Below are 18,843 nucleotides of genomic sequence, written 5' to 3'. Positions count from 1 at the left end.
GGGTGAGCCACGCGTCCGTAGCGGAATCCCTCCGTTTGTCGCCGGCCCTCTGTGGATTCGTCCGTGATCGGTAACAGAGGCAGCCTGCGGGAACGTCGGCATGTCCTCATGGGTGCACGGCATCGGCGGCGACGGAAAAAAGGGGCGGGCGGACATGGCGAAGCACAAGGGAAGGGGATGGAACGGCCGTCTTCTCGCGGCGGCACTCGGGGTGACCACCCTGGCCGCCGTCACCTCGGTGTGGACCGCGCAGGCCGACCCCGGCGACGCGGGGAAGCCTCAAGCACGTGCCTCCGCCCCGGTGGTGGCCGCCGTGTCCGCCGAGATCGTGCACGCGTCCGACCGCGGTGAGCGGGGCGTCAACCTCACCATCGACGACGGCCCGGACCCGAAGTGGACGCCGCAGGTGCTGCAACTCCTGAAGGACAGCGGGGTGAAGGCCACGTTCTGCATGGTGGGCACCCAGGCCCAGGCCTACCCGGACCTGGTCAAGGCCGTCGTCGCGGACGGGCACCGGCTGTGCAACCACACGGTCTCGCACGACACCACCATGGACACCAAGTCCGAGGCCTACCAGTCGCAGCAGATCCTGGACGCCGAGCGCATGATCGCCAAGGCGTCCGGTGGTGTGCACTCGCAGTACTACCGGGCCCCGGGCGGTGCGTTCACCCCGTACAGCCGCCAGCTCGCCGCGTCCCACGGCATGCGCCCGCTGGGCTGGAACGTCGACTCCCGGGACTTCGAGCGTCCCGGCACGGACGCCATGGTCACCACCGTCAAGAACGAGATCGCCAACGGGCCGACCATCCTCTTCCACGACGCGGGAGGGGAACGCTCCCAGACCGTGGAGGCTCTGCGCGAGGTGCTGCCCTGGCTGAGGGAGCAGGGCTACGTCTTCGGCTTCCCCGTGCGGTGAGTTCGCGGCCGGGGCTCCTCCGCGTGGCCCCGCGCCAGGGACGAGCCCACGTCCGACTGGGCCTGACTCGCGCGCCGTTGGACCGGGCCGAGCCCGAACGCCTGCCCGATGACGGCGGCGACAGCCGCCCTGCCCGCGCTCCATGGACGAGCACCCGATCCGCCGGCGGCTGTCCGCCCCACGCGGCGTACCGAGTCCGTGGACGTCGTCGCGCTGCGCCCGGCCGTGCGCCGGGATCGCGCCACCCCCTCCCGCCTGCGCCGCCTTCCGCCCGGCCTAGGACAGGTCGTCCAGCGGCCTGAGGAAGCGGCGCTCGTAGCGCTTGATGCAGCGGGTCTCCCGAGCCAGCGCGAACGCCTCCTGGCACTCCGGGTCGGAAGCACTGTCCGCGCGGTACTGCTCGTACGCGGCCAGACCGGGGAAGGAGAACAGGGCGTAGGCGATGTCGCTGTCGCCCTCGCTCGGCAGGAAATAGCCGTGGTGCGTCCCGCCGAAGCGGTTGACGAGCCGGACCCAGCGGCGACCGTACTCCTCGAAGCTCTCCAGCTTGTCCGCGTCGATCTCGTACTTCAGATGAATGGTGATCATGCCTGCATGATGCCGTGTCACGGACAGGCACCCGTACGGCGAGACTCGTGGGCGCCACGTCGTCGCGCCCCGGCGCCGGACGGGCGCGGTGGTGGCCGGACGGGGTCGGCGGTGGAGAGTGCACCCGCCCGCGTGGCACGGAGGGGTGCGGCAACACCGCTGTCGTGCGGGTGCGGGTGCGGGTGCGGGTGCCGGTGGCGGTCCGGACGCGGTGTCCGGGCGACGGGGACGCCCGGTCCGTGGTGGGCTCAGGTGCGGGGGCCCGCGCCGTGCAGCAGGGTGTCGATGATGCGCGCGGCGAGGGTGTCGGAGTCGGCGCCGGTGTCGTCCGGGCTTCCGTGCAGGGACTCCCCGAGCAGGGCGTAGTAGACGCGCCGCACCCAGAGGAGGTCGGCCGACCCGTCGATGAGCTTGTCCGCGCGGGCCCGCTCCAGCACGGTGATGCACCGTCGGCCGAGCTCCTCATGGAGGGCGGCGGCTTCGCTGCCCGGATCGGCCGGCAGCTCCAGGGCGAATGTCCAGGCACCCTTCACCTCCAGCACGTTGGCCGTGATGCGGTGCAGTGCCACCAGCGGAGGAGCGGTGTCCGGCCGGCCGTCCTCGACGGCCTGGGCGAGTTGGCGTGCGGCGGACGCCGCCAGGGCCTCGATCAGCGCCTGCCGATGGGCGAACCGGCGGTGGATCGTCGTCCTGGCCACTCCTGCCGCGGTCGCGATCTGTTCCATCGAGGCGCCGGGATCCCTGGAGAGCACCCGTTCGGCCGCCTCCAGGATCGCGCGCACACTGCGCTCCGCGTCCGCCCGCAACGGTCGTGCCGCTGGCTCACCCATGACCCCTCCCGCTTCTCTACCCGAGCCTGAAAAGGTACACCACTGACCCAGCTCCGCATTAACTGCATCTTATGTGTTGCAGTTAAATGGAAAGTAGGTACTCTTCGGTCACATTTCATCGTCGAGTGGAGGAGATCTCCGTGCACAGCACAGCGCTCATCACCGGTGCCTCGTCCGGACTCGGGGCGGAGTTCGCCGCACAGCTGGCCGCCCGCGGGCACGACCTGGTCCTGGTGGCGCGTTCCGAGGGAAGGCTCACCGACCTCGCCGAGCGGCTCGCCGAGGAGCACGGCATCCGCGCCCATGTCCTGGTCCAGGACCTTGCCGAGCCCGACGCGGGCCGGCGGATCGCCGAGCGCCTCACCGCCCGCGGCCTGCACGTCGACCTGCTGGTCAACAACGCCGGATTCGGTACGTGCGGCCGTTTCGAGGACATCGCCGCGGACCGTGACCACGACCAGCTGATGGTCAACGTCGTCGCGCTCGTCGACCTCACCCACGCGCTGCTCCCCGGCATGCTGGAACGCGGCACGGGCGCGGTCGTGAACGTCGCGTCCACCGCGGGCTTCCAGCCCTCCCCCTACTTCGCCGTCTACAGCGCGGCCAAGGGCTTCGTGCTGAACTTCGGCCTCGCCCTGCGCCAGGAGTACCGAGGGCGCGGCATCCGCGTACTCACGCTCTGCCCCGGCCCGGTCGACACCCCGTTCTTCGACGCCATCGGCACGCGCAAGGCTGCCGTCAACGGCTCGATGACCACACCGGAGCCGGTGGTACGCGCCGCCCTGCGCGCACTCGACCGCGACCACGGCTACGTCACGCCCGGACTCGGCAACGCCCTGTCCGCGCATCTGCTCCCCCGCCGGCCGCGGACCCTGGTCGCCGCCCTCGCCGAGCGCGTCACCCGCAAGGTCCTCGGTCCCGAGGGCACCGTCCTCCGGCCGAAGGAGTACGCGGCATGAGTTCCTCCACGGTTCCGGCCGCGGGTGCTGCCGCCGCGATGCTGCTCGTCGGCACCTCGACGGCCGTCTCCGCGACGATCGCCGACTATCCCGTTCTCAGCGGTCAGGCGCTGCGCTATGCGCTGGCCGCGGCGATCCTCCTCGCCGTCGTACGCCACCGCCGGTTACCCCGGGCCGGCTTGACCTACCGTGACGTCCTGCTGCTGCTGGCGCTCGCCGCCACCGGCCTTGCGGGCTTCAACATCTTCCTGGTCGAAGCCACCCGCCACGCGAGCCCCGCCGTGATCGGCACCGTGGTCGGAGCGATCCCCATCGTCCTCGCACTCGTCGGGCCGCTGACGGAACGCCGTCGGCCGGCCGCGCGCATCGTCGGCGCCGCGGTCGTCGTGACCCTGGGCGCCGCTGTCGCCGCAGGGTTCGGCGGCGGCAGCCTGCGCGGTGTGCTGCTGTCACTGGGAGCGCTGGCCGGAGAGGTCGCCTTCTCCCTGCTCGCTCTCCCGCTGCTGCCCAAACTCGGCCCCCTGAGGGTCGCCGCGTATCCCGCGGCGCTGGCGGTGCCCATGCTGCTGGCCGCGGGCATCGCCCTGGACGGGACGAGCTCCCTTCGCCTGCCGACCCCCACGGAAGCGGTCGCCTTCGGCTACCTCGGCGTACTCGTCACGGCCACCGCCTTCTTCCTCTGGTACGACGCGCTGCGCCGGCTGGGCGCCGCACGTGCCGGACTCTTCGCCGGACTCGTCCCGGCGGGTGCGCTGGTCACCACAGTCGCACTCGGGCTCGGCGAGGCGGGCGTCGCGGATGTGGCCGGCGCCCTGATCGTCGGCGCGGGTGTCCTGATCGGCCTGCGGCAGCCCGCGCAGACCGGCCTCGACGGACAGGCCGACCGCCGTGTCCCGCGGTCCCCGGCCGAGGACGAGCAACCGGTGCCGACGGCGCCGGAGCGCCAGTAAGGCAGGCGCGCCGGCGCTGTGCTTGGCATGCGGAGCTGCCGGTATGGCCGAGCTGGGGTCGAGGCCGCCAGCGCTCACCGATCAGGATGAAGGGGGACCTGACCTGCATTTTCGCGCGAGTAAGCGTGGACTGCCGGGTGGCCACCATCAGGATGCGGTTGCCCCGATGGTTGGCGACAGACGCCGCAGGCCGGCTCTCAGGGCGTCCTGGTGCGGTGTGGCCGGTCGTCACCAGGTGGTCAGGTCGACTACATGGACACAGTGGAGGGGCTGTTACCCAGCGTTCCTGTTACTGCGGGCCGTGCCAGTCCAGGCACAGGACTGTGGCGTCGTCTTGTGGGGGGTGGCCGTGGTAGGCATCGGTGACCGCGGCGACCAGAGCACGTACGGCCTCTCGTGGGTGATCGGTGGCTGTGGCACGGATCAGGCCGGGCAGATCTACGGTGTTCGCTTCGCGTTCTTGCATCCCGTCGGTGTGGAGCACGAGGCGGTCACCGGGGCGCAGATCGAGGTCCTGCACCTGGTAGGCGCCCTGCAAGGAGATACCGAAGGGCATGTCAGCCGCCAGAGGCAGTTCGTCGACTGTGCCGTCGCGCAGCCGGAGTGGCTGGGGGTGGCCGGCGTTGACGAACTTGGTGCTGGTCCCATCCAGGGCGATGCGTAGCAGTTGTCCGGTGGCAAAGGCGGGTTGCCCGTGGTCGAGGAGGGCCTGGTGGATCTGGCGGGCCTGTTCGGCGAGGCCGGTTCCGGCGCGGCGGGCGCCGCGGGAGGCGTTGACGAGGAGGGTAGCGGTGAGAGCGGCGTTGACGTCGTGGCCCATGGCGTCAGTGACGGACATGTGAAGGGTTTCGTTGTCGAGGCTGTAGTCGTAGGTGTCGCCTGCGATGTCGGAGGCCGGGACCAAGGCGCCGGCGAGGGTGAAAACGGTGGCTTCCAGGGAGGCGGCCGACGGAAGGAGTTGGCGCTGGATTTCCGCGGCCAGGCTGACTGAGGTGGTGCGATTACCCCAGTGGTAAAGGTCGGTGAAGCGACGGTCGGTGACGACGATGTACGCCAACGCGTGCGCCGCCGCTTCGACCTGTTCCAGCACGTCCTGGGTTACGTGATCGAGAAACAGCTCCAGGACACCGATGGTGTCGCCGCGGTTGGTGACCGGTGCGAGCACCCGCCGCCGGTGTTCCCTTTCCGGAGCCAGCACCAGCCGCTGGGCACGAAGGACCTTGTCGTAGAGGCCGCTGTCGGCGAGGGGCACTTGTTCGGCGCAGCGCTCCTGCGGCGTAGCCGCGGTGTCGTTCACCCGCAGCAGGCGTCGTCCGACGACGTCGACGAACAGGAACGACACGGATCGGGCGCCGAACCGGTCGCGCAGATTGCGCGCCACGACATCGATGGAGTCAGCCGGAGCGGCATCCTCCGCCGCCGCCAGCACCTCAGCCAGTCTCATTCGATCACGTGCCACATCAGCCTCCCGGAACGGCGGACTCCTGCGGACTCTGCCTCCCGCGGCATAACAGTACGTGCCTCATCCATTACTCAATGCGATAAGTGGTGAACCCGCCTCTCGCCGAGCAACCCGTCCTGCCGGTGCAACCGGACCGAGTGCCGCGCCTGACGGCCCCGACGGCGGTCTGCCGGGTGATCTGGGACTGAAATCGGGAGCCGAGCAGCACGCGACCGTCAGGTCGTTCGGGGCCGGGCCGGCCGTTGGACACCGGATCAGCCCAGCGGCAGTTCGGCGGTGTCGCATCGGGAGGGCGCACCAGAGGCCGCGGAAGCCGCGCACCAGTGACCGGGGTCGTGGTCGTTGTCATATGCCTGGGCGCCGACGGCCTGAACGGCGGCGATGGCGGACGGGATGCCGAATGTGTCGGGTCTGTGCGGGAGATGAGGTCACGGGCGTGCCGCGCCCGTATGCAGGCGATTCATTGATCTCACCTGGACGGCGGCACGAGAACATCCCGGATGGGACTTGTTCGCAGCCGCGACTGAGACATTGCGTCATGTGAGTTAAGGAAAGAGACGCACCAGAGTGAATAGAATTATGGTCAGCCGTTCCTTCATCTTGTGATAGTCGCTTTATTGGAATGGCATTGTCGCTGGTATTTCTGGCTTCGTGTCCAGGGTGTGGAAAATTGCTGCGTAATATTCGGCGGAAACGTGACGGCTGCTCGGACGTTTGGCTGGGCCGGGTGCGCCGTGGACCACGACTCTCCGACAGGAAATGGCCTCTCGATGAAGTTGAAGATCCCTAAGCTGGCTTCCCGCCGCGGCCTCTCCGGCTGGCTTGCCTCGGGGCTTGCGGCGACCGTTGCCGGCGTCATGGTCGCTGTGACACCGACGCAGGCGCTGGCCATCGCGACCCCCGTGCCGTTGGGCACGGCTGCCTCGTACTCCGTTCTGGCGGGCTCGGAGATCACGAACACGGGGCCCTCGCTCATCAGCCAGGATCTCGGGGTGAGTCCGGGGACGGCTATCACCGGGTTCCCGCCCGGGCAGGTGCTCGGTGCGGTGCATTCCGCGGACGCCGCGGCGCTGCAGGCCAAGAGCGATCTGGTCGTGGCTTACAACAACGCGGCGGGCCAGGCCACGGATTTCGCACTCGCGGCGGGTATCGGGAACGGAGACACGCTGCTGCCGGGTGTGTACACCGCGGTGTCGGGTGTGGGGCTCACCGGTGACCTGATTCTGGATGCCGGGGGGAACCCCAACGCGGTCTGGGTGTTCCAGATTCCCGAAGCTCTCACCACGGCGTCCTCCAGCCGGGTGCTTCTGACGAACGGCGCGTCCGCCTGCAATGTTTACTGGCAGATCGGCAGTTCGGCCACGCTGGGTACCACCTCCACGTTCGTCGGCACGATCATGGCTCTGACCTCGATCAGTGTGACCACGGGGACGAACATCCAGGGCCGTGCGCTGGCCCGCAACGGTGCGGTGACGCTCGACAACAACCGGATCTTCCCCGGAACGTGCTCGACCACGACCACGGGCGGAACGACGACCGGCACCACCACCGGCACCACGACCGGGACCACCACTGGAACGACGACCGGCACCACGACCGGTGTCCTGGGTGGCGTGACGACCGGCGGTACGACGACGGGCGCGGTCGGCGGTCTTCTGGGCGGCATCTCGACCGGGGGCCTGGTCGCCGGCCAGGTGACCGGCGGTACGTCCGGGAACATTTCCGGCAACACCGCAGGGAATGTCGCGGGCAACACGACCAGCGGCAACACCGCAGGCAACACGACCGGCGGTAATACCGCGGGCAACACGACCGGCAACAACACCGCAGGGAACGACACCGGCGGTCACGGTGGTGGGCCGGGCGGCCCCGGTCAAGGCGGTCCGGGTCACGGCGGCCCCGGTCAAGGCGGCCCGGGTCACGGCGGTCCGGGTCACGGCGGTCCGGGTCACGGTCACGAGGGTGGGCCGGACAAGGGACACGAGGGCAAGCCCGGGCACGGTCCCGAGGGCAAGCCCGGGCACGGTCCCGAGGGCAAGCCCGGCCGCGGCGACGACAAGCACGGTGAGCACCACGGCTACGGGGACAAGCCCGATGAGCAGGGTGGCCCTGAAGGTCACGCGGGCTAGGTCTCGGACCTGAGACGGCGGTTCCGAGGCTTTCGGGGGCCAGGCCTCGGACTGACCGCCGGTATCGAATGACTGGATGACAGCTCGACGGCATGCGGCAGATTCCTCTTTCTGCCGCATGCCCTCAGTGGTATTCGCGATAACGGCAGTAAATGCGAGAGTTGGCATGAGAAGAACTGGGTGGGCGGTGTCCAGCGGAATGCAAGCAGTGGACACGGAACGAGCACAACAGTCCGAGTCCGGTGTGTCCAACGCCGGGGTCAAGGGGGCGGGCACCTCGTCGAAACGGGAGAAAACTGCCCGTGCCCTGCACAAAGGTCTGTTCACCGTGGTGCTCATGTGTCTGGTGACAGCACTGACCCACGTCGCCATGGTTTTCCTCCATGTAGCACCCGCGAATCATGTGTCGAAGCGATACAGCTCTCAGGTGAACGCGTGGGTGTATCCCCTGTTCGAGCAGAACTGGCGGCTGTTCGCCCCTGATCCGGACTCTGCCAACCGGCAAATCCTGGCGAGGACGTCGCACACCGCGCCGGATGGATCAGTCCAGGTGAGCGGCTGGTTCGACCTGGCCGCTGTTGATTCCTCGGCAGTCGAGCACAACGTGTTCCCGAGCCACACAGCGCAGAACCTGTTGCGCCGCGCGTGGACGACCTACGTCGAACTGCACGGTGGCGACGACGCGGCGGACTCGGAACGGGCCGTGATGTTGCAGCAGTACCTGCGCAACATCGCCGCTGACCGTTTCGCGGACCACAACAGCGGCCCCTTCGAGTTCATCCAGCTCCGTGTCCTGACACTGCCTATCGCAGCCCCCGGGACAGCGGCATCCAAGCGTCCGCCCGTCCCGGTCGAGAACCGGCTTCTGCCCTGGTGGAAAGTGACCCGTCATGGGAACTGAGCAGCTCCCCCCATACCCGTCGGCCGTGACCCCGGACCGGACGGCCGAACAAGAAACTACGAACAGAGTCGTCATGCGGTGGCTGAGTGAGCGGGCCGCAGCGTTCTGGGCTCTGGTGACCGGCCGACCGGTGTCCTTGTACGCGGCTGCGGTGCTGCGTATCGGTTACGGACTGCTGTACCTCGCCTTCCTCCTCCGGGAGTTCCCCCACCGAAACGAGATCTGGGGCCCCGGCTCGCCGTGGACACCGGAACTGGCACAGCAGCTCTTCGAGCAGTCAGGCTGGAACAGCATCCTGACTCTGTCCGGCAGCCGCACCTACTTCGAGGTCTGCTACGCGGCGGCCGTGGTGACGTCCGTCCTGTTCACGCTGGGTTGGCGGACCCGCATCATGTCCGTGCTGTTCGCTGTCGTGGTGGTCTCCTTCCACGCGAGGGCGATCTTCATGACGGACGGGGGAGACAACCTGATCCTGCTGATGGCCCTCTACCTCGTCCTCACCGCGTGCGGCCGGCGCTGGTCCCTGGACGCGCGCAGAACCCGACGGGCCGTCGCACGAGCGGGCATGGCGCCGCCGCCTGTGAAGACCTTCTGGATTCAGCAACTCACCGACGCGCGGGTCACGCTGACGACCGTCGTACACAACTGCGGAATCTTCGTCATCGCAGCCCAGGTATGCCTCCTGTACGGAGCGGCCGGCCTGTACAAGGTCCAAGGCGCCTCGTGGGGTGGGGGCACCGCCATCCACTACGTGCTGAACCTCGACCTCTTCCAGCCCTGGCCAGCGCTCTCGCATCTCGTGGACCAGTACCCGACCGTGATCGCTGTCGCCAGCTACGTCACCGTTCTCCTGCAGGTCGCCTTCCCTTTCGTACTCTTCGGCAGACTGAAGTACCCCGTCCTCGCCCTGCTGCTGGGCATGCACATCGGCATCGCAGTACTCATGGGACTACCCCTGTTCTCCGGGGCCATGATCGTGGCCGACGCGGCGTTTCTCCCCGACCGCTTCTACATGTTCCTGGCCCGCGCCGCCCGGCGCATTGCTCCGCGAGCCAGCACGCGGCGGCCCAGCGCTTCCGAGGGGCCGGACTCCCGGTCCGTGCCTCCACAGCTCAGGGGCGGCTACACACCGCGAGTCAGCAGATCGCTCCGGTAAGGGGGCGTCCGGCTTCAGCCGACAAGGCCAAGTTGCTCCCCGACCCGCGGTGAGTGCGGCAATGCGGTATCGCACGACACCACCATCGCAACTCACGTACCGCAACCGCTTCCGACGCCGGGCTGCGGATACCGGACAGCTTCCCCGCGCAGGGAGGTGCACTCAGACAGGACGAGCCCATGCCCAAGCGATCTGTACTCCCAGTGCTGGTCTACGACGGTGACTGCGCCTTCTGTACCACCTCGCTGACCTATCTCATGCGGCGCTTGCGGCCCAAGTGCGCCATCACGCCTTGGCAGTTCACAGACCTCGATGCTCTCGGCATCAGCCGACGGAGAGCCCAGCACGAACTCCTGTACGTCTCGCCGACAGGAACGGTGTACGGCGGCGCGCAGGCCGTCGCCAAGCTCCTGCTGCGCGCGGGCGGCATCTGGGCCTGGCCCGGTGGGTTGCTCACCTTGCCGCCGGTCCGCTGGATCGCCCATGGCATCTACCGGATCATCGCCGCCCACCGGGACCGAATGCCCGGCGGCTCACCGACCTGTGCGATGCCGGCCGCATACCAAGCGCCCTGACCTGCGGCCTTTCACAGAGCGGTGGTTCCGGTTCGCGTCGGAGCGCGTCGCAGGCGGTGACCAAGGCCAGGCAGGACCCCTCTGTCACAGCAGTGGGCACTCGTGTTACGCCATAAGGGCGGACTCCCCCACGCGGTTGGCTATCACCGCGGGCACAGCGATGCACAATGTGCTCAAGATTTGATCTTGGCAGCCTGTTGACCAGCAGTGCGCCCATTACGCCCGGAGATGCACTACCCCGTGGTTTCGAGGATGAGCCCCACTGTCAGGAAGCGCCGTCTGGGAGCCGAGCTCCGTCGACTCCGCATCGACAGCGGGCTGACCGGCGGGCAGGTCGCAGAGCGCCTCCTGATCTCCCAGCCGAAGATCAGCCGTCTGGAGAACGGCCACTGCGCCATCAGCCCCCGCGACGTCCGCGACCTGTGTGCCCTCTACGGCGTCACTGATCAGCAGGTACTCAACTCGCTGATGCGGATGGCGAAGGAATCCGCACAGCAGGGCTGGTGGAATTGCTACGGCGACATCCCCTACAGCATCTACATCGGCCTGGAGACCGACGCTCACTCCGTTCACTGCTTCGCACCCTTAATCATTCCCGGCCTGCTGCAGACCCCCGCTTATGCCCAGACAGTCATCGAGGAAACGATCCCTCTGATCACCGCTGAGCAGGCATCCAACCGCCTGAAGGTACGGCTGCGGCGCCAGCACCGGATCTACGACCCCACTGGCCAACTGCGCCTATATGTCATCCTCGACGAATCAACGCTACGTCGAGTCGTTGGCGGCCCCGACCTCATGCGCGAGCAACTGGAGCACCTGAACGCACTCAGCGCCGAACCGCACATCACCGTGCAGGTCCTCCCCTACAGCGCGGGTGCCCTCTCAGGTGCTGCAGGACAGTTCTCGATCCTGAGCTTCGCGGACAGCCCCGAAGCAGGTGTGGTCTACCTCGAAGGATCGACCAGCGACCTCTACCTGGAAAAACGTTCCGACCTGGAGCATTACGACCTCATCCACACCCACCTGCGAGCCCGGGCACTCAGCCCCGACAACACTCGGCACTTCGTCTCCGACATCATCGGGAACTATGGCGCCGCAACACCGTGAACGGCGAAGGAATGAACCGGGCGTGGTGGAGTATCAGGGCGTGCCCCCCTGACGCCAACGGCTCAGAAGAGACAGGGCCGGCCCTCCACACCGCGAATCCGGCCTGCGCAGCGGAGCGCGAGCCGCTCTGGTTGGCCCGCGACGCGGGCTGCCTGTTCGCGGAGCTCTTGGGTCTAGGGGCCATCGGAAGCGGCGGTGAGTTCGTCGGCGGTCCATGGTTCGTCCATGGCGATGCTCCTGAGCAGGGTCCACTCGTGCAGGCGGCCGGTGAGGTAGTTCCGGCCCTGGCCGTCCGTGCGCACGCCCATGAGGACCACGACGCAGGAGTGGGCCTGCCCGAGACGGACCTTGGGCCGTGTGCCTGGACCGCGTAGCCGTCGGTGACCGCGAGGGGGTACCCGCCGCCCACGGCGAGCACGTCTGCAGGCAAGCGGCGGTGCAGGTCGGTGAGGTTCACGCAGCGGCCCGTGCGCTGCCGCCCAGCTCGCCGAAAGCACTCTCCCAGACGTCACGGACATCTCGGCTGATTAGTGTGCGCAGTGTGGGCCACCGGCCGACGAGAAGGTCCCGGTCGAGGTACTGGGCCAGGTCGTCGTGCTGGCCTTCGGCCAGGACGATGCGGTAGTAGCTCATCCGCACCCGGGGCTGGTGGAGGTCGAAGGTGGTCAGCCCCGACCATGCAAGATGGAGCGGCAGACGCACAGGGCCGTGCTGGGGACCGGCGAGCTCGGAGAGCGCTGCGGGCAGGCGTCGGGCGAACTTGGCACGGCGGAGATCGGAAAGGCCGGGCTGTGATGCCATACGTCGATTGTCCAGGAAGAGTCGGCAGCGAGCTGCTTGGTCCGCAGACAACGCAACTGTGAGCACGTGGCGGGCCCGACCGGCGGCTGGCCCGCCAGCTGCGAGCTGCCAACAAAAACAGCCCCCGGCCCCTGGCCGAAAGCTGTTGCATGGAGCGGGTGACGAGAATCGAACTCGCGCTCTGAGCTTGGGAATCATCGGTTCTCAGGATGCCAGAGGGGTCCTGAACTGGGGTTTTGCAGCGGGTGGGTGAATGGGTCCCTGTCTCTGGTAGCCGTATCTGACCGCTGTTGTCCGCTCTGCTGGGCACGTCGGCGGCGGGTCGTCAGTCTGAGGTTCTGCGCTGGAGCGGGTGATGGAACGGAACGGGACCACCTGTGCTGCAGATGCTCCGGTGGCGCAGACGTCAGGCCCAGAAGGCTTCGGTGACGACGATCTGGGGATCGGCGTGGCGCCGCATGAAGGTGAAGATGAGCCAGCCGCGTCCGCCGGCCAGATCCACGATGTGGGGGCCGCCGGGGCTTGTAGAGGCCAGAGGCCGGACGGTCATCCAGTGCGGGAGCGAGGCATCGGCGTCGATCCCCCGGAAGTACGGGTCTTCGGCCGTGATCAGTTCCGCACGGGCACTCATGATCAGATCACTGCCCTCGACAGGCATGTTCTGGAAGTCGTGCTGCGCCTGCTTCGTCCAGTCCATTTGCCAAGGCGGCCGGAGTGGTTCGTCGGTCACTCTCCGGGCTTCCTCTCAGCGGCTTCGTGCCGGAGGCGGCTGTACTCCTCCAGAAGTCGGCTGGACTCCTCGGGGTCCTCGGACTTAGCGGCGCGGGCTTCGAGTTCGCGCAGGTGCGAGTCGAGGGCGGGATTCCGCGCGATGGCGTACTGCGTCCACCACAGGCGCATGAAGGCGGGCACGGGCGTGATGTTGAAGGCGTCGCCGATGACGCGCTTCCAGTGCGCCTCAAAGTCCGGGAGGAGGTGCGGAGTGTGTTCCTGAATCGCCAACCGAAGTGCCTGAGGCGTGTGTTCGGGCATGGGCGGCAACCGCAGGGGTTCCCCCTCGTACCCATCGAAATGGAATGCGTGGGCGGGCATGGTTCGTGCTCCTTGGTGTGGGGGTGGGTCAGGCCGCCTCGTGTCGGTCCTCGCGCTCGCGGGCCATCTGCTCGAACCACTCGGCCGGCACCAGGTAGGCGACCGTCTTCCCCTTGCGGGTGATGGCGGCGGCCTCGCCGGCGATCCGGGTCCGGTCCAGGATCTCGCCCATCCCCTTGCGCAGGTCGATGGTTGTGTACGTCTTCGTCTCCATACGCTCAAGCGTATAGCAACTATCATAGTTGACATATGTGCCCGCGGGTGCGAGGGCTGGAGGAAACCAACGGGCACGTCGGGTGCGGAGCAGGCGCGGGGTGCGTGATGGGACTTACGGCAACAAAGAAGCCCCCGGCCTCTGGCCTGGGGCTTTGGTTCGAGCTGTGGAGCGGGTGACGAGAATCGAACTCGCGCTCTGAGCTTGGGAATCAACGGTTCTTACGGTGTTGGAGGGGTTCTGGCCTGCGATTTCGGATTGGGCAGGCCAATGGCTCCCGGTCTCTGGGAGCCATATGTGACCGCTGTTGTCCGCTCCGCTGGGCACGGATGGGGCACGAGAGCTGACAGCGCGAGGCGTGCTCCGGGCGGGCCGACCGGTCAGAGGTGGATGACGCGGACCTGGTTGCCGCAGAGTCTGGTCATGTCGTCGCTGTCGGACGTCAACAGGGCGACGGGTTTCGGCTGGCGCAGGGCGACCTCGGCGACTGTGGTGTCGATGGCGTACTTGTGCCCGTGCAGTCCGGCACCTTTGAGGAGTTCCGCTGCTGCTTTCGCCGTCTGTTCGGTGACGGGCTCCACCTTGACGCGGGACAGGGCCCAGTTCAGGCGGGGCATGTTGGTGCGGGAGTGGGTGACTTCCACGATGGTGTTGGCCCCGATGACCAGGTCGGCTCCCATGTCGTGGAAGACCTGAAGCATGGCGAGGAGCTTGCGGTCCTGCGCGATCCAGGCGGAGAGCCCTTCCGAGTCCAGGACGACGGTTTCGATGCGTTCGCTCACGCGGCGTCCGCGCCCGTGGAGGTGTCGGCGGAGTCGAAGATCTTCGCGCGGGCCTCGGCGAGCTCCTCGTCGCTGAAGCCTCCGTGCTCCTCTTCATGCCGGCGAAGGTCGTCGCCCAGGAGTTGGTGCCGGATCTGGCGTGCTACGGCTTCGGCTACGTAGCCGGAGACGTTGTCCGTGAGCTTGCGGAGTTCCGCCACCTGATCGCTGGGAAGCGTAACGGTGATACGAGTCGTTGAAGACATATAGCAAGCATACTAGAGTATGCGCACAAGGGCTTGAATATTGCCGCCCATCGCCACTCTCCGTGACGCTCGCCATGCAATGTGGGCGAGGCGCCACACGTCGCAAGGTTGCCTCTCCCTCGGCCTCGATGTGCGGGGTGAAGCTGTATGAACAAGCTCCTGTGTGCACGGGACTGTTGAGTCTTAGCTCACGGCCGGCTGGACGACCGGCGGGGCTCAGCGGAGTCGCGATGGTCGATTGGCCGTCGCCACCACTCCGTAGATTTGAAACAGCCCATCAGCCAGTGCGCTTCCGCTATGTCAAGGATGATGTTGCCGACCCAAGGGATTGGCTCGAAGCGGAGCATCCCCTCCTGGATATGCACTGGCTCCCAATCCAGGTCGTGGTGGAGAAGGACCGCATATGGCTCACCGCGACGCTGCCAGAAGACCATAGGTTCGTGGACCTCGTTCACGAAGGGTTTGACGATGTCTTCCGGAGCGAACTCGACGTTTGCCATGTCCGCCCACCTACCGACTCCCTCGCGTTCCCGTGCCAGATAGCGCCGCATGACCTGTACGAACGCGTTAAGGCTCGCATCGTCCAGTACGGACTCCCGGGAGACGATGATCGACTTCACTTTCTTGCGTAGCGCTCTGCCCCGGCGGAGCTGGCGGGTCGCATTGGCCCAGAAAAGCCCGCCGCGCTCGGGATCGTGGACCACGCAGAGAACGGGAAGGCTGCCATCGCGCCAGTTATCCCCATGATTGCCGACCGGTACGCGGTGCCCGCGTCTGGTTCGGGTTGAGACTCCTCCCTTCACCTGCATGGTCAGGGAATCCTCCGTCCGCTGTCCGTTATCGACGAAGGTGATGTGCAGATCCTCGCCGTGGTCGTTACCGCCGTCTATCTCCTGCACGATGTGGCCGTGCCGTTCCAGCAGTGAACGCACCTCATTCACTGCCATGCGTCCGATACGCCTGCTTTCGGGCACCTTCGGCATATAGCCCCCTCTTCACGAATGCCGGGGGACCAGATTAGGACCAGCCACTGACACGCATGGCGCCTTCGGTGAACGTGGCGGGACGTGCAGCAGTGTGCCCGCCTAGTCAACTGCTGTCATCATGGGAAACCACGAGATTGAGGACGACCTGATCCGGCGCAACCCACCCTGGGCCGAAGGCTGGACGAGCTGACCAGCCGCGTCCGCATGGCGGCGCTCGAGCTGACCGCCGCGCTCCTGGCGACACCAAGTCGGAAGCAGGCAAGTGGGTCGTGGTCCTGCCGGCCTTTCTCCGGACCAACCTCCGGCCTCACCTCGACCGGCATGCGGAGAAGGGGCCGGACTTCTGCTCGCCGGGGAGAAGGGCAAGGCGTTCCACCGTCCGAAATGGCGCACGGCTCGCGCGCTCGTCCGTATGCCGGAGGGCTTTCGCTCTAGGGCCTTCGTCACACGGGGCACACCCTGGCCACTCGGTCCGGGGCCACCCTCAAGGGCACGATGGTCCGCGTCGGCCAGGCGTCGGAGAAGGCCGCGTTGATCTATCAGCACTCGGATCTTGAGCGACAGCAGGAGGTCGCGAGCGGGCTGGACGACTTCGTGCGGTCCGCCCGTAAGAAGGCTGATCAGGGGCCTTCTGGTGCGGATCTGGTGCGAGACCCCTGAACTGGTCCAGACAACAAAGAAGCCCCCGGCCGCTGGCCTGGGGCTTTTTCATGGAGCGGGTGACGAGAATCGAACTCGCGCTCTGAGCCTGGAAATCACCGGCGATTCTGCCCGTAACGGGCTGGCGACCTGGGACAGCCGTGGCTGGCACCCCTCCAGGCCAGCCAGATGCCGGCTCCTGCTGACCGCTGTTCACCGCACGTGGTGGCACGGTTCTGGCACGGCTACCTTCTGATCCGTAGCTCTCTGTGGCTCGGTAGGTAGCGGTCATACTCGTTGCCTTATAACCCTACGAGGGGGCTGTCAGGCACGGTCTGTTGTGGTTGCTGGCCTTCGCTGTTGTACCGCAACATCCGAGACCAGGGCAGTCAGCTGGGGCAGTCAAGGATGAAGTCGACCTGGCAGTTCACTGCTTGCCCGAAACGCAGATGATGTTCGCGATCCACCGCTCCTCGATCGCACCCTGCATCCATGAATGAATTCTTTCGACCGCCTAACCCAGGCGAGAAATGCAATCGATGGCATATGCAATGTGATTTTATGCTGCAAGATAAAGGTTGACTTCTGTGTGTTGAAGTTTTCGGAGCTAATTTGGAAACCCTCAGCAGGTCTCTTCTTTTCTGTTGTGGGTCCAGCTAATGCTGCAAGTCTTCATTGATTTAGGGTAAGCTTGCAGCGAGGTGCACTGATGAGTCCTGGGCAATTATTGGAGCTGTGACGTGAACACCAATGTCACTGACACGCTGAAGCCGCGTGCTGGGAAAAGATTTCAGCCGACTAAGGAACTTGCCCTGCATGAACCGGCGCTGAGGGCCTGTGTCGAGATTTGCCCGCCTAGGAGTAATTTGACTGTTGTTCGGGAAATGACGGGACCGTACGGGATTCCTGATTTCACTGCCATCCTGGGTGGGCGAGATCAACTTGACGCCCGCCTCAATTGCCCAGTGCCTCCGTTGCTGAACGAAATCGACGCGGCGATTGCAGCGGTCGCTCATGTCAAGGCGGCGCGAAGTATTGACTCCTTGGCCCGCGCGATCGGATGGCCCGTCTCCACCATCGCTCGGAGGATTCCTCGCCTGGTCAAGGCTGGTGGCCTTGTCGAGATTCGACCGAAACTTTATGTCAGGCCACAAGGTATTAAGCCCCTAGGCGGCGTAATTGCTGTCGAGGCTAAAGTGGAAGACTGGCGAAAAGCGCTACGTCAGGTGCGAACCTACGCGGTATGGGCAGATTCATATGTTGTCGTAATGGGGGATCTCACTGCGAACGCATTGCGCACGATGAAAGGTGAGGTTGACAAGGATCGTGGCGGGCTCATGGTCAGCGGAGAATGGGTCGTCCGCCCACAGGTTCAATTGACGCACTCGCGACCGCGGCGCGTCTGGGCGGCAGAACATGTGCTCGCCGCCCTCCGCGACACTTACCAACCTTCCTCGGCCCCGTAGCGGGACAGCCCATGCCGGAAGGGCTCGGTCCAGTGAGAAGCGTTCAAAGGCGACCCTGTGGCAGCTGCCACACGCGGCCAAAGGGCGGACGCGGTCTGATACATGTCCAACAGCGTGGAGTATCGAGCTTCGTAATTATCTCCGTTGTCGCCGATTTCTCCGACGGCTATGTGAAGGGCGGCGATGTGGTGCCGAAATGCTTCCTGGGGGCCAGGCGGAGGAAATTCACCTAGGGCCTGGTAGAGAGCCGGGTTTTGGTTTTTGAGCACGTTGACTTCTGCCGACCTTAGCGAGCCTAGTAGGCGTTTGACGGTCACACGTTCGTACCATCCTCCGCCGCCTCCGTCGCCAGGCTCTCGCGCTGCGTAGCTGGCGTAGGCGCAAGCCCTCTGACGCTGGTCCCAGCCGGATCCTACGCTGGCGGCTCCTGCCGCGACCGCTGGCAGACTCGTGAGATCACCGTGCGAAATATGGACCGGGGCATTCTCGCTCAAAGCCCGGACAGTTCTACAGAGTCCATGGGTTTCTTTGGCGCTCGCCTCTGCTGGAAGGCTAGCGAGATGACGTACTGGTACTACAAACCAGCCTGCTGGTTCAAGCTGCGCAAGCGCACCAATATGCGCGTCTAGGGTTGTTTCACCTTCCCAGAAGGGGGCAGTTCCGGCAATTGTGAGCCAGCAGTCTGGTGCTAGATCGATGGCCTGTTTAGCGAGTTCGAGAGTTACCTCACTCGTCTGGGTTTCTGCGTGGTGGAGCAGCATGGTCGGAGCAAGTTTCGTTGCTCCAATTTTGTCCTGGAAATCGAATACTTTGGATAGGTGATCGTGCCTCAAGAGTGGAGTGGATAGGTCGCCTCGGTTTCCGCTCCACAGGTCATATGCCTGGTAATATCGAAAGTCCCCCACGCCTGCCATTTGGAGTGCGTGTGTCTGGGCGTCGAACCAAACGCGTGCCCCTTCTGCGTGCAAGCCTCGAGCCATAACGTCTGCGCTTCGCCGATGTCGCAGCGGCTCGACAGGAGATGCGAACGGAGAAATTACGGCAC

Annotated in this window: 20 protein-coding genes and 1 pseudogene; 10 read left to right on the top strand and 11 right to left on the bottom strand. The window is 66.1% G+C overall.

Annotation, left to right across the window (positions count from 1 at the left end):
- Positions 1 to 154 precede the first annotated feature (154 nt).
- The gene (locus ACFY8O_RS19325; RefSeq protein WP_387904540.1) at positions 155 to 916 is read left to right on the top strand and encodes a polysaccharide deacetylase family protein; all 762 of its coding nucleotides are present in this window, start codon (positions 155 to 157) and stop codon (positions 914 to 916) included.
- Between the two features lie 276 nt (positions 917 to 1,192).
- Here ACFY8O_RS19325 and ACFY8O_RS19320 read toward each other — a convergent pair whose 3' ends face one another.
- Both ACFY8O_RS19320 and ACFY8O_RS19315 read right to left on the bottom strand, forming a co-directional pair.
- Positions 1,193 to 1,504, bottom strand: a complete 312-nt coding sequence (locus ACFY8O_RS19320) for an NIPSNAP family protein (protein WP_145809903.1) — start codon at positions 1,502 to 1,504, stop codon at positions 1,193 to 1,195.
- A 248-nt stretch (positions 1,505 to 1,752) separates the two neighbouring features.
- The gene (locus ACFY8O_RS19315; protein WP_387903936.1) at positions 1,753 to 2,334 is read right to left on the bottom strand and encodes a TetR/AcrR family transcriptional regulator; all 582 of its coding nucleotides are present in this window, start codon (positions 2,332 to 2,334) and stop codon (positions 1,753 to 1,755) included.
- Between the two features lie 140 nt (positions 2,335 to 2,474).
- On the opposite strand from ACFY8O_RS19315, the gene ACFY8O_RS19310 reads away from it, so the two are divergent.
- Entirely contained in the window at positions 2,475 to 3,293 is an 819-nt protein-coding gene (locus ACFY8O_RS19310) for an SDR family NAD(P)-dependent oxidoreductase (protein ID WP_387903933.1), read from the top strand.
- Positions 3,290 to 4,243: a DMT family transporter gene (locus ACFY8O_RS19305; RefSeq protein ID WP_387903931.1), complete on the top strand. Its 954-nt coding sequence runs from the start codon at positions 3,290 to 3,292 to the stop codon at positions 4,241 to 4,243. Before ACFY8O_RS19310 ends, ACFY8O_RS19305 begins: the two co-directional genes overlap by 4 nt.
- Before the next feature lie 289 nt (positions 4,244 to 4,532).
- Here ACFY8O_RS19305 and ACFY8O_RS19300 read toward each other — a convergent pair whose 3' ends face one another.
- Positions 4,533 to 5,687, bottom strand: a complete 1,155-nt coding sequence (locus tag ACFY8O_RS19300) for a PP2C family protein-serine/threonine phosphatase (protein WP_387903928.1) — start codon at positions 5,685 to 5,687, stop codon at positions 4,533 to 4,535.
- A 788-nt stretch (positions 5,688 to 6,475) separates the two neighbouring features.
- Here ACFY8O_RS19300 and ACFY8O_RS19295 point away from each other — a divergent pair.
- The 5 genes from ACFY8O_RS19295 to ACFY8O_RS19275 all read left to right on the top strand — a co-directional run bounded on the left by ACFY8O_RS19295 (position 6,476) and on the right by ACFY8O_RS19275 (position 11,573).
- Positions 6,476 to 7,834, top strand: coding sequence for an ice-binding family protein (locus ACFY8O_RS19295; protein WP_387904538.1), 1,359 nt, complete (start codon positions 6,476 to 6,478; stop codon positions 7,832 to 7,834).
- Between the two features lie 199 nt (positions 7,835 to 8,033).
- Complete coding sequence (locus tag ACFY8O_RS19290) at positions 8,034 to 8,735, top strand: DUF5819 family protein (RefSeq protein WP_387903926.1); 702 nt, start codon at positions 8,034 to 8,036, stop codon at positions 8,733 to 8,735.
- Positions 8,736 to 8,808: 73 nt separating this feature from the next.
- Positions 8,809 to 9,891, top strand: coding sequence for an HTTM domain-containing protein (locus ACFY8O_RS19285; protein ID WP_387903924.1), 1,083 nt, complete (start codon positions 8,809 to 8,811; stop codon positions 9,889 to 9,891).
- A gap of 179 nt (positions 9,892 to 10,070) precedes the next feature.
- Positions 10,071 to 10,466 (top strand): thiol-disulfide oxidoreductase DCC family protein, encoded by a 396-nt coding sequence (locus tag ACFY8O_RS19280; RefSeq protein ID WP_387903921.1) that lies wholly within the window; start codon positions 10,071 to 10,073, stop codon positions 10,464 to 10,466.
- A 252-nt stretch (positions 10,467 to 10,718) separates the two neighbouring features.
- A complete protein-coding gene (locus ACFY8O_RS19275) occupies positions 10,719 to 11,573 on the top strand; it encodes a helix-turn-helix domain-containing protein (protein WP_387903919.1) in 855 nt (284 codons plus the stop codon).
- Positions 11,574 to 11,746: 173 nt separating this feature from the next.
- Here ACFY8O_RS19275 and ACFY8O_RS19270 read toward each other — a convergent pair whose 3' ends face one another.
- The 8 genes from ACFY8O_RS19270 to ACFY8O_RS19235 form a co-directional block, all read right to left on the bottom strand.
- Entirely contained in the window at positions 11,747 to 11,881 is a 135-nt protein-coding gene (locus tag ACFY8O_RS19270; RefSeq protein ID WP_387904590.1) for a hypothetical protein, read from the bottom strand.
- A gap of 145 nt (positions 11,882 to 12,026) precedes the next feature.
- Positions 12,027 to 12,374: a transcriptional regulator gene (locus ACFY8O_RS19265; protein WP_387903916.1), complete on the bottom strand. Its 348-nt coding sequence runs from the start codon at positions 12,372 to 12,374 to the stop codon at positions 12,027 to 12,029.
- Positions 12,375 to 12,780: 406 nt separating this feature from the next.
- Entirely contained in the window at positions 12,781 to 13,104 is a 324-nt protein-coding gene (locus tag ACFY8O_RS19260; RefSeq protein ID WP_387903913.1) for a hypothetical protein, read from the bottom strand.
- Positions 13,101 to 13,466, bottom strand: a complete 366-nt coding sequence (locus tag ACFY8O_RS19255; RefSeq protein ID WP_387903910.1) for a hypothetical protein — start codon at positions 13,464 to 13,466, stop codon at positions 13,101 to 13,103. Before ACFY8O_RS19255 ends, ACFY8O_RS19260 begins: the two co-directional genes overlap by 4 nt.
- A 28-nt stretch (positions 13,467 to 13,494) precedes the next feature.
- Positions 13,495 to 13,680, bottom strand: a complete 186-nt coding sequence (locus ACFY8O_RS19250) for a type II toxin-antitoxin system Phd/YefM family antitoxin (protein ID WP_093708058.1) — start codon at positions 13,678 to 13,680, stop codon at positions 13,495 to 13,497.
- Positions 13,681 to 14,060: 380 nt separating this feature from the next.
- Complete coding sequence (locus tag ACFY8O_RS19245) at positions 14,061 to 14,462, bottom strand: DNA-binding protein (protein ID WP_387903907.1); 402 nt, start codon at positions 14,460 to 14,462, stop codon at positions 14,061 to 14,063.
- Entirely contained in the window at positions 14,459 to 14,707 is a 249-nt protein-coding gene (locus ACFY8O_RS19240) for a hypothetical protein (RefSeq protein ID WP_387903905.1), read from the bottom strand. The genes ACFY8O_RS19245 and ACFY8O_RS19240 overlap by 4 nt, the downstream gene beginning before the upstream one ends.
- A gap of 188 nt (positions 14,708 to 14,895) precedes the next feature.
- Positions 14,896 to 15,690 (bottom strand): DUF4365 domain-containing protein, encoded by a 795-nt coding sequence (locus tag ACFY8O_RS19235; RefSeq protein WP_387903904.1) that lies wholly within the window; start codon positions 15,688 to 15,690, stop codon positions 14,896 to 14,898.
- 180 nt (positions 15,691 to 15,870) lie between these two features.
- On the opposite strand from ACFY8O_RS19235, the pseudogene ACFY8O_RS19230 reads away from it, so the two are divergent.
- Both ACFY8O_RS19230 and ACFY8O_RS19225 read left to right on the top strand, forming a co-directional pair.
- Positions 15,871 to 16,353, top strand: a pseudogene (locus ACFY8O_RS19230) (tyrosine-type recombinase/integrase); the annotation flags it as partial.
- A gap of 719 nt (positions 16,354 to 17,072) precedes the next feature.
- A complete protein-coding gene (locus ACFY8O_RS19225; protein WP_387903901.1) occupies positions 17,073 to 17,798 on the top strand; it encodes a hypothetical protein in 726 nt (241 codons plus the stop codon).
- Positions 17,799 to 18,843: the final 1,045 nt, after the last annotated feature.

Origin of the sequence: Streptomyces argenteolus (genome assembly GCF_042902585.1) — a bacterium.
Taxonomy (GTDB): domain Bacteria; phylum Actinomycetota; class Actinomycetes; order Streptomycetales; family Streptomycetaceae; genus Streptomyces; species Streptomyces argenteolus.
This window is presented reverse-complemented; position numbering and strand designations above follow the sequence as displayed.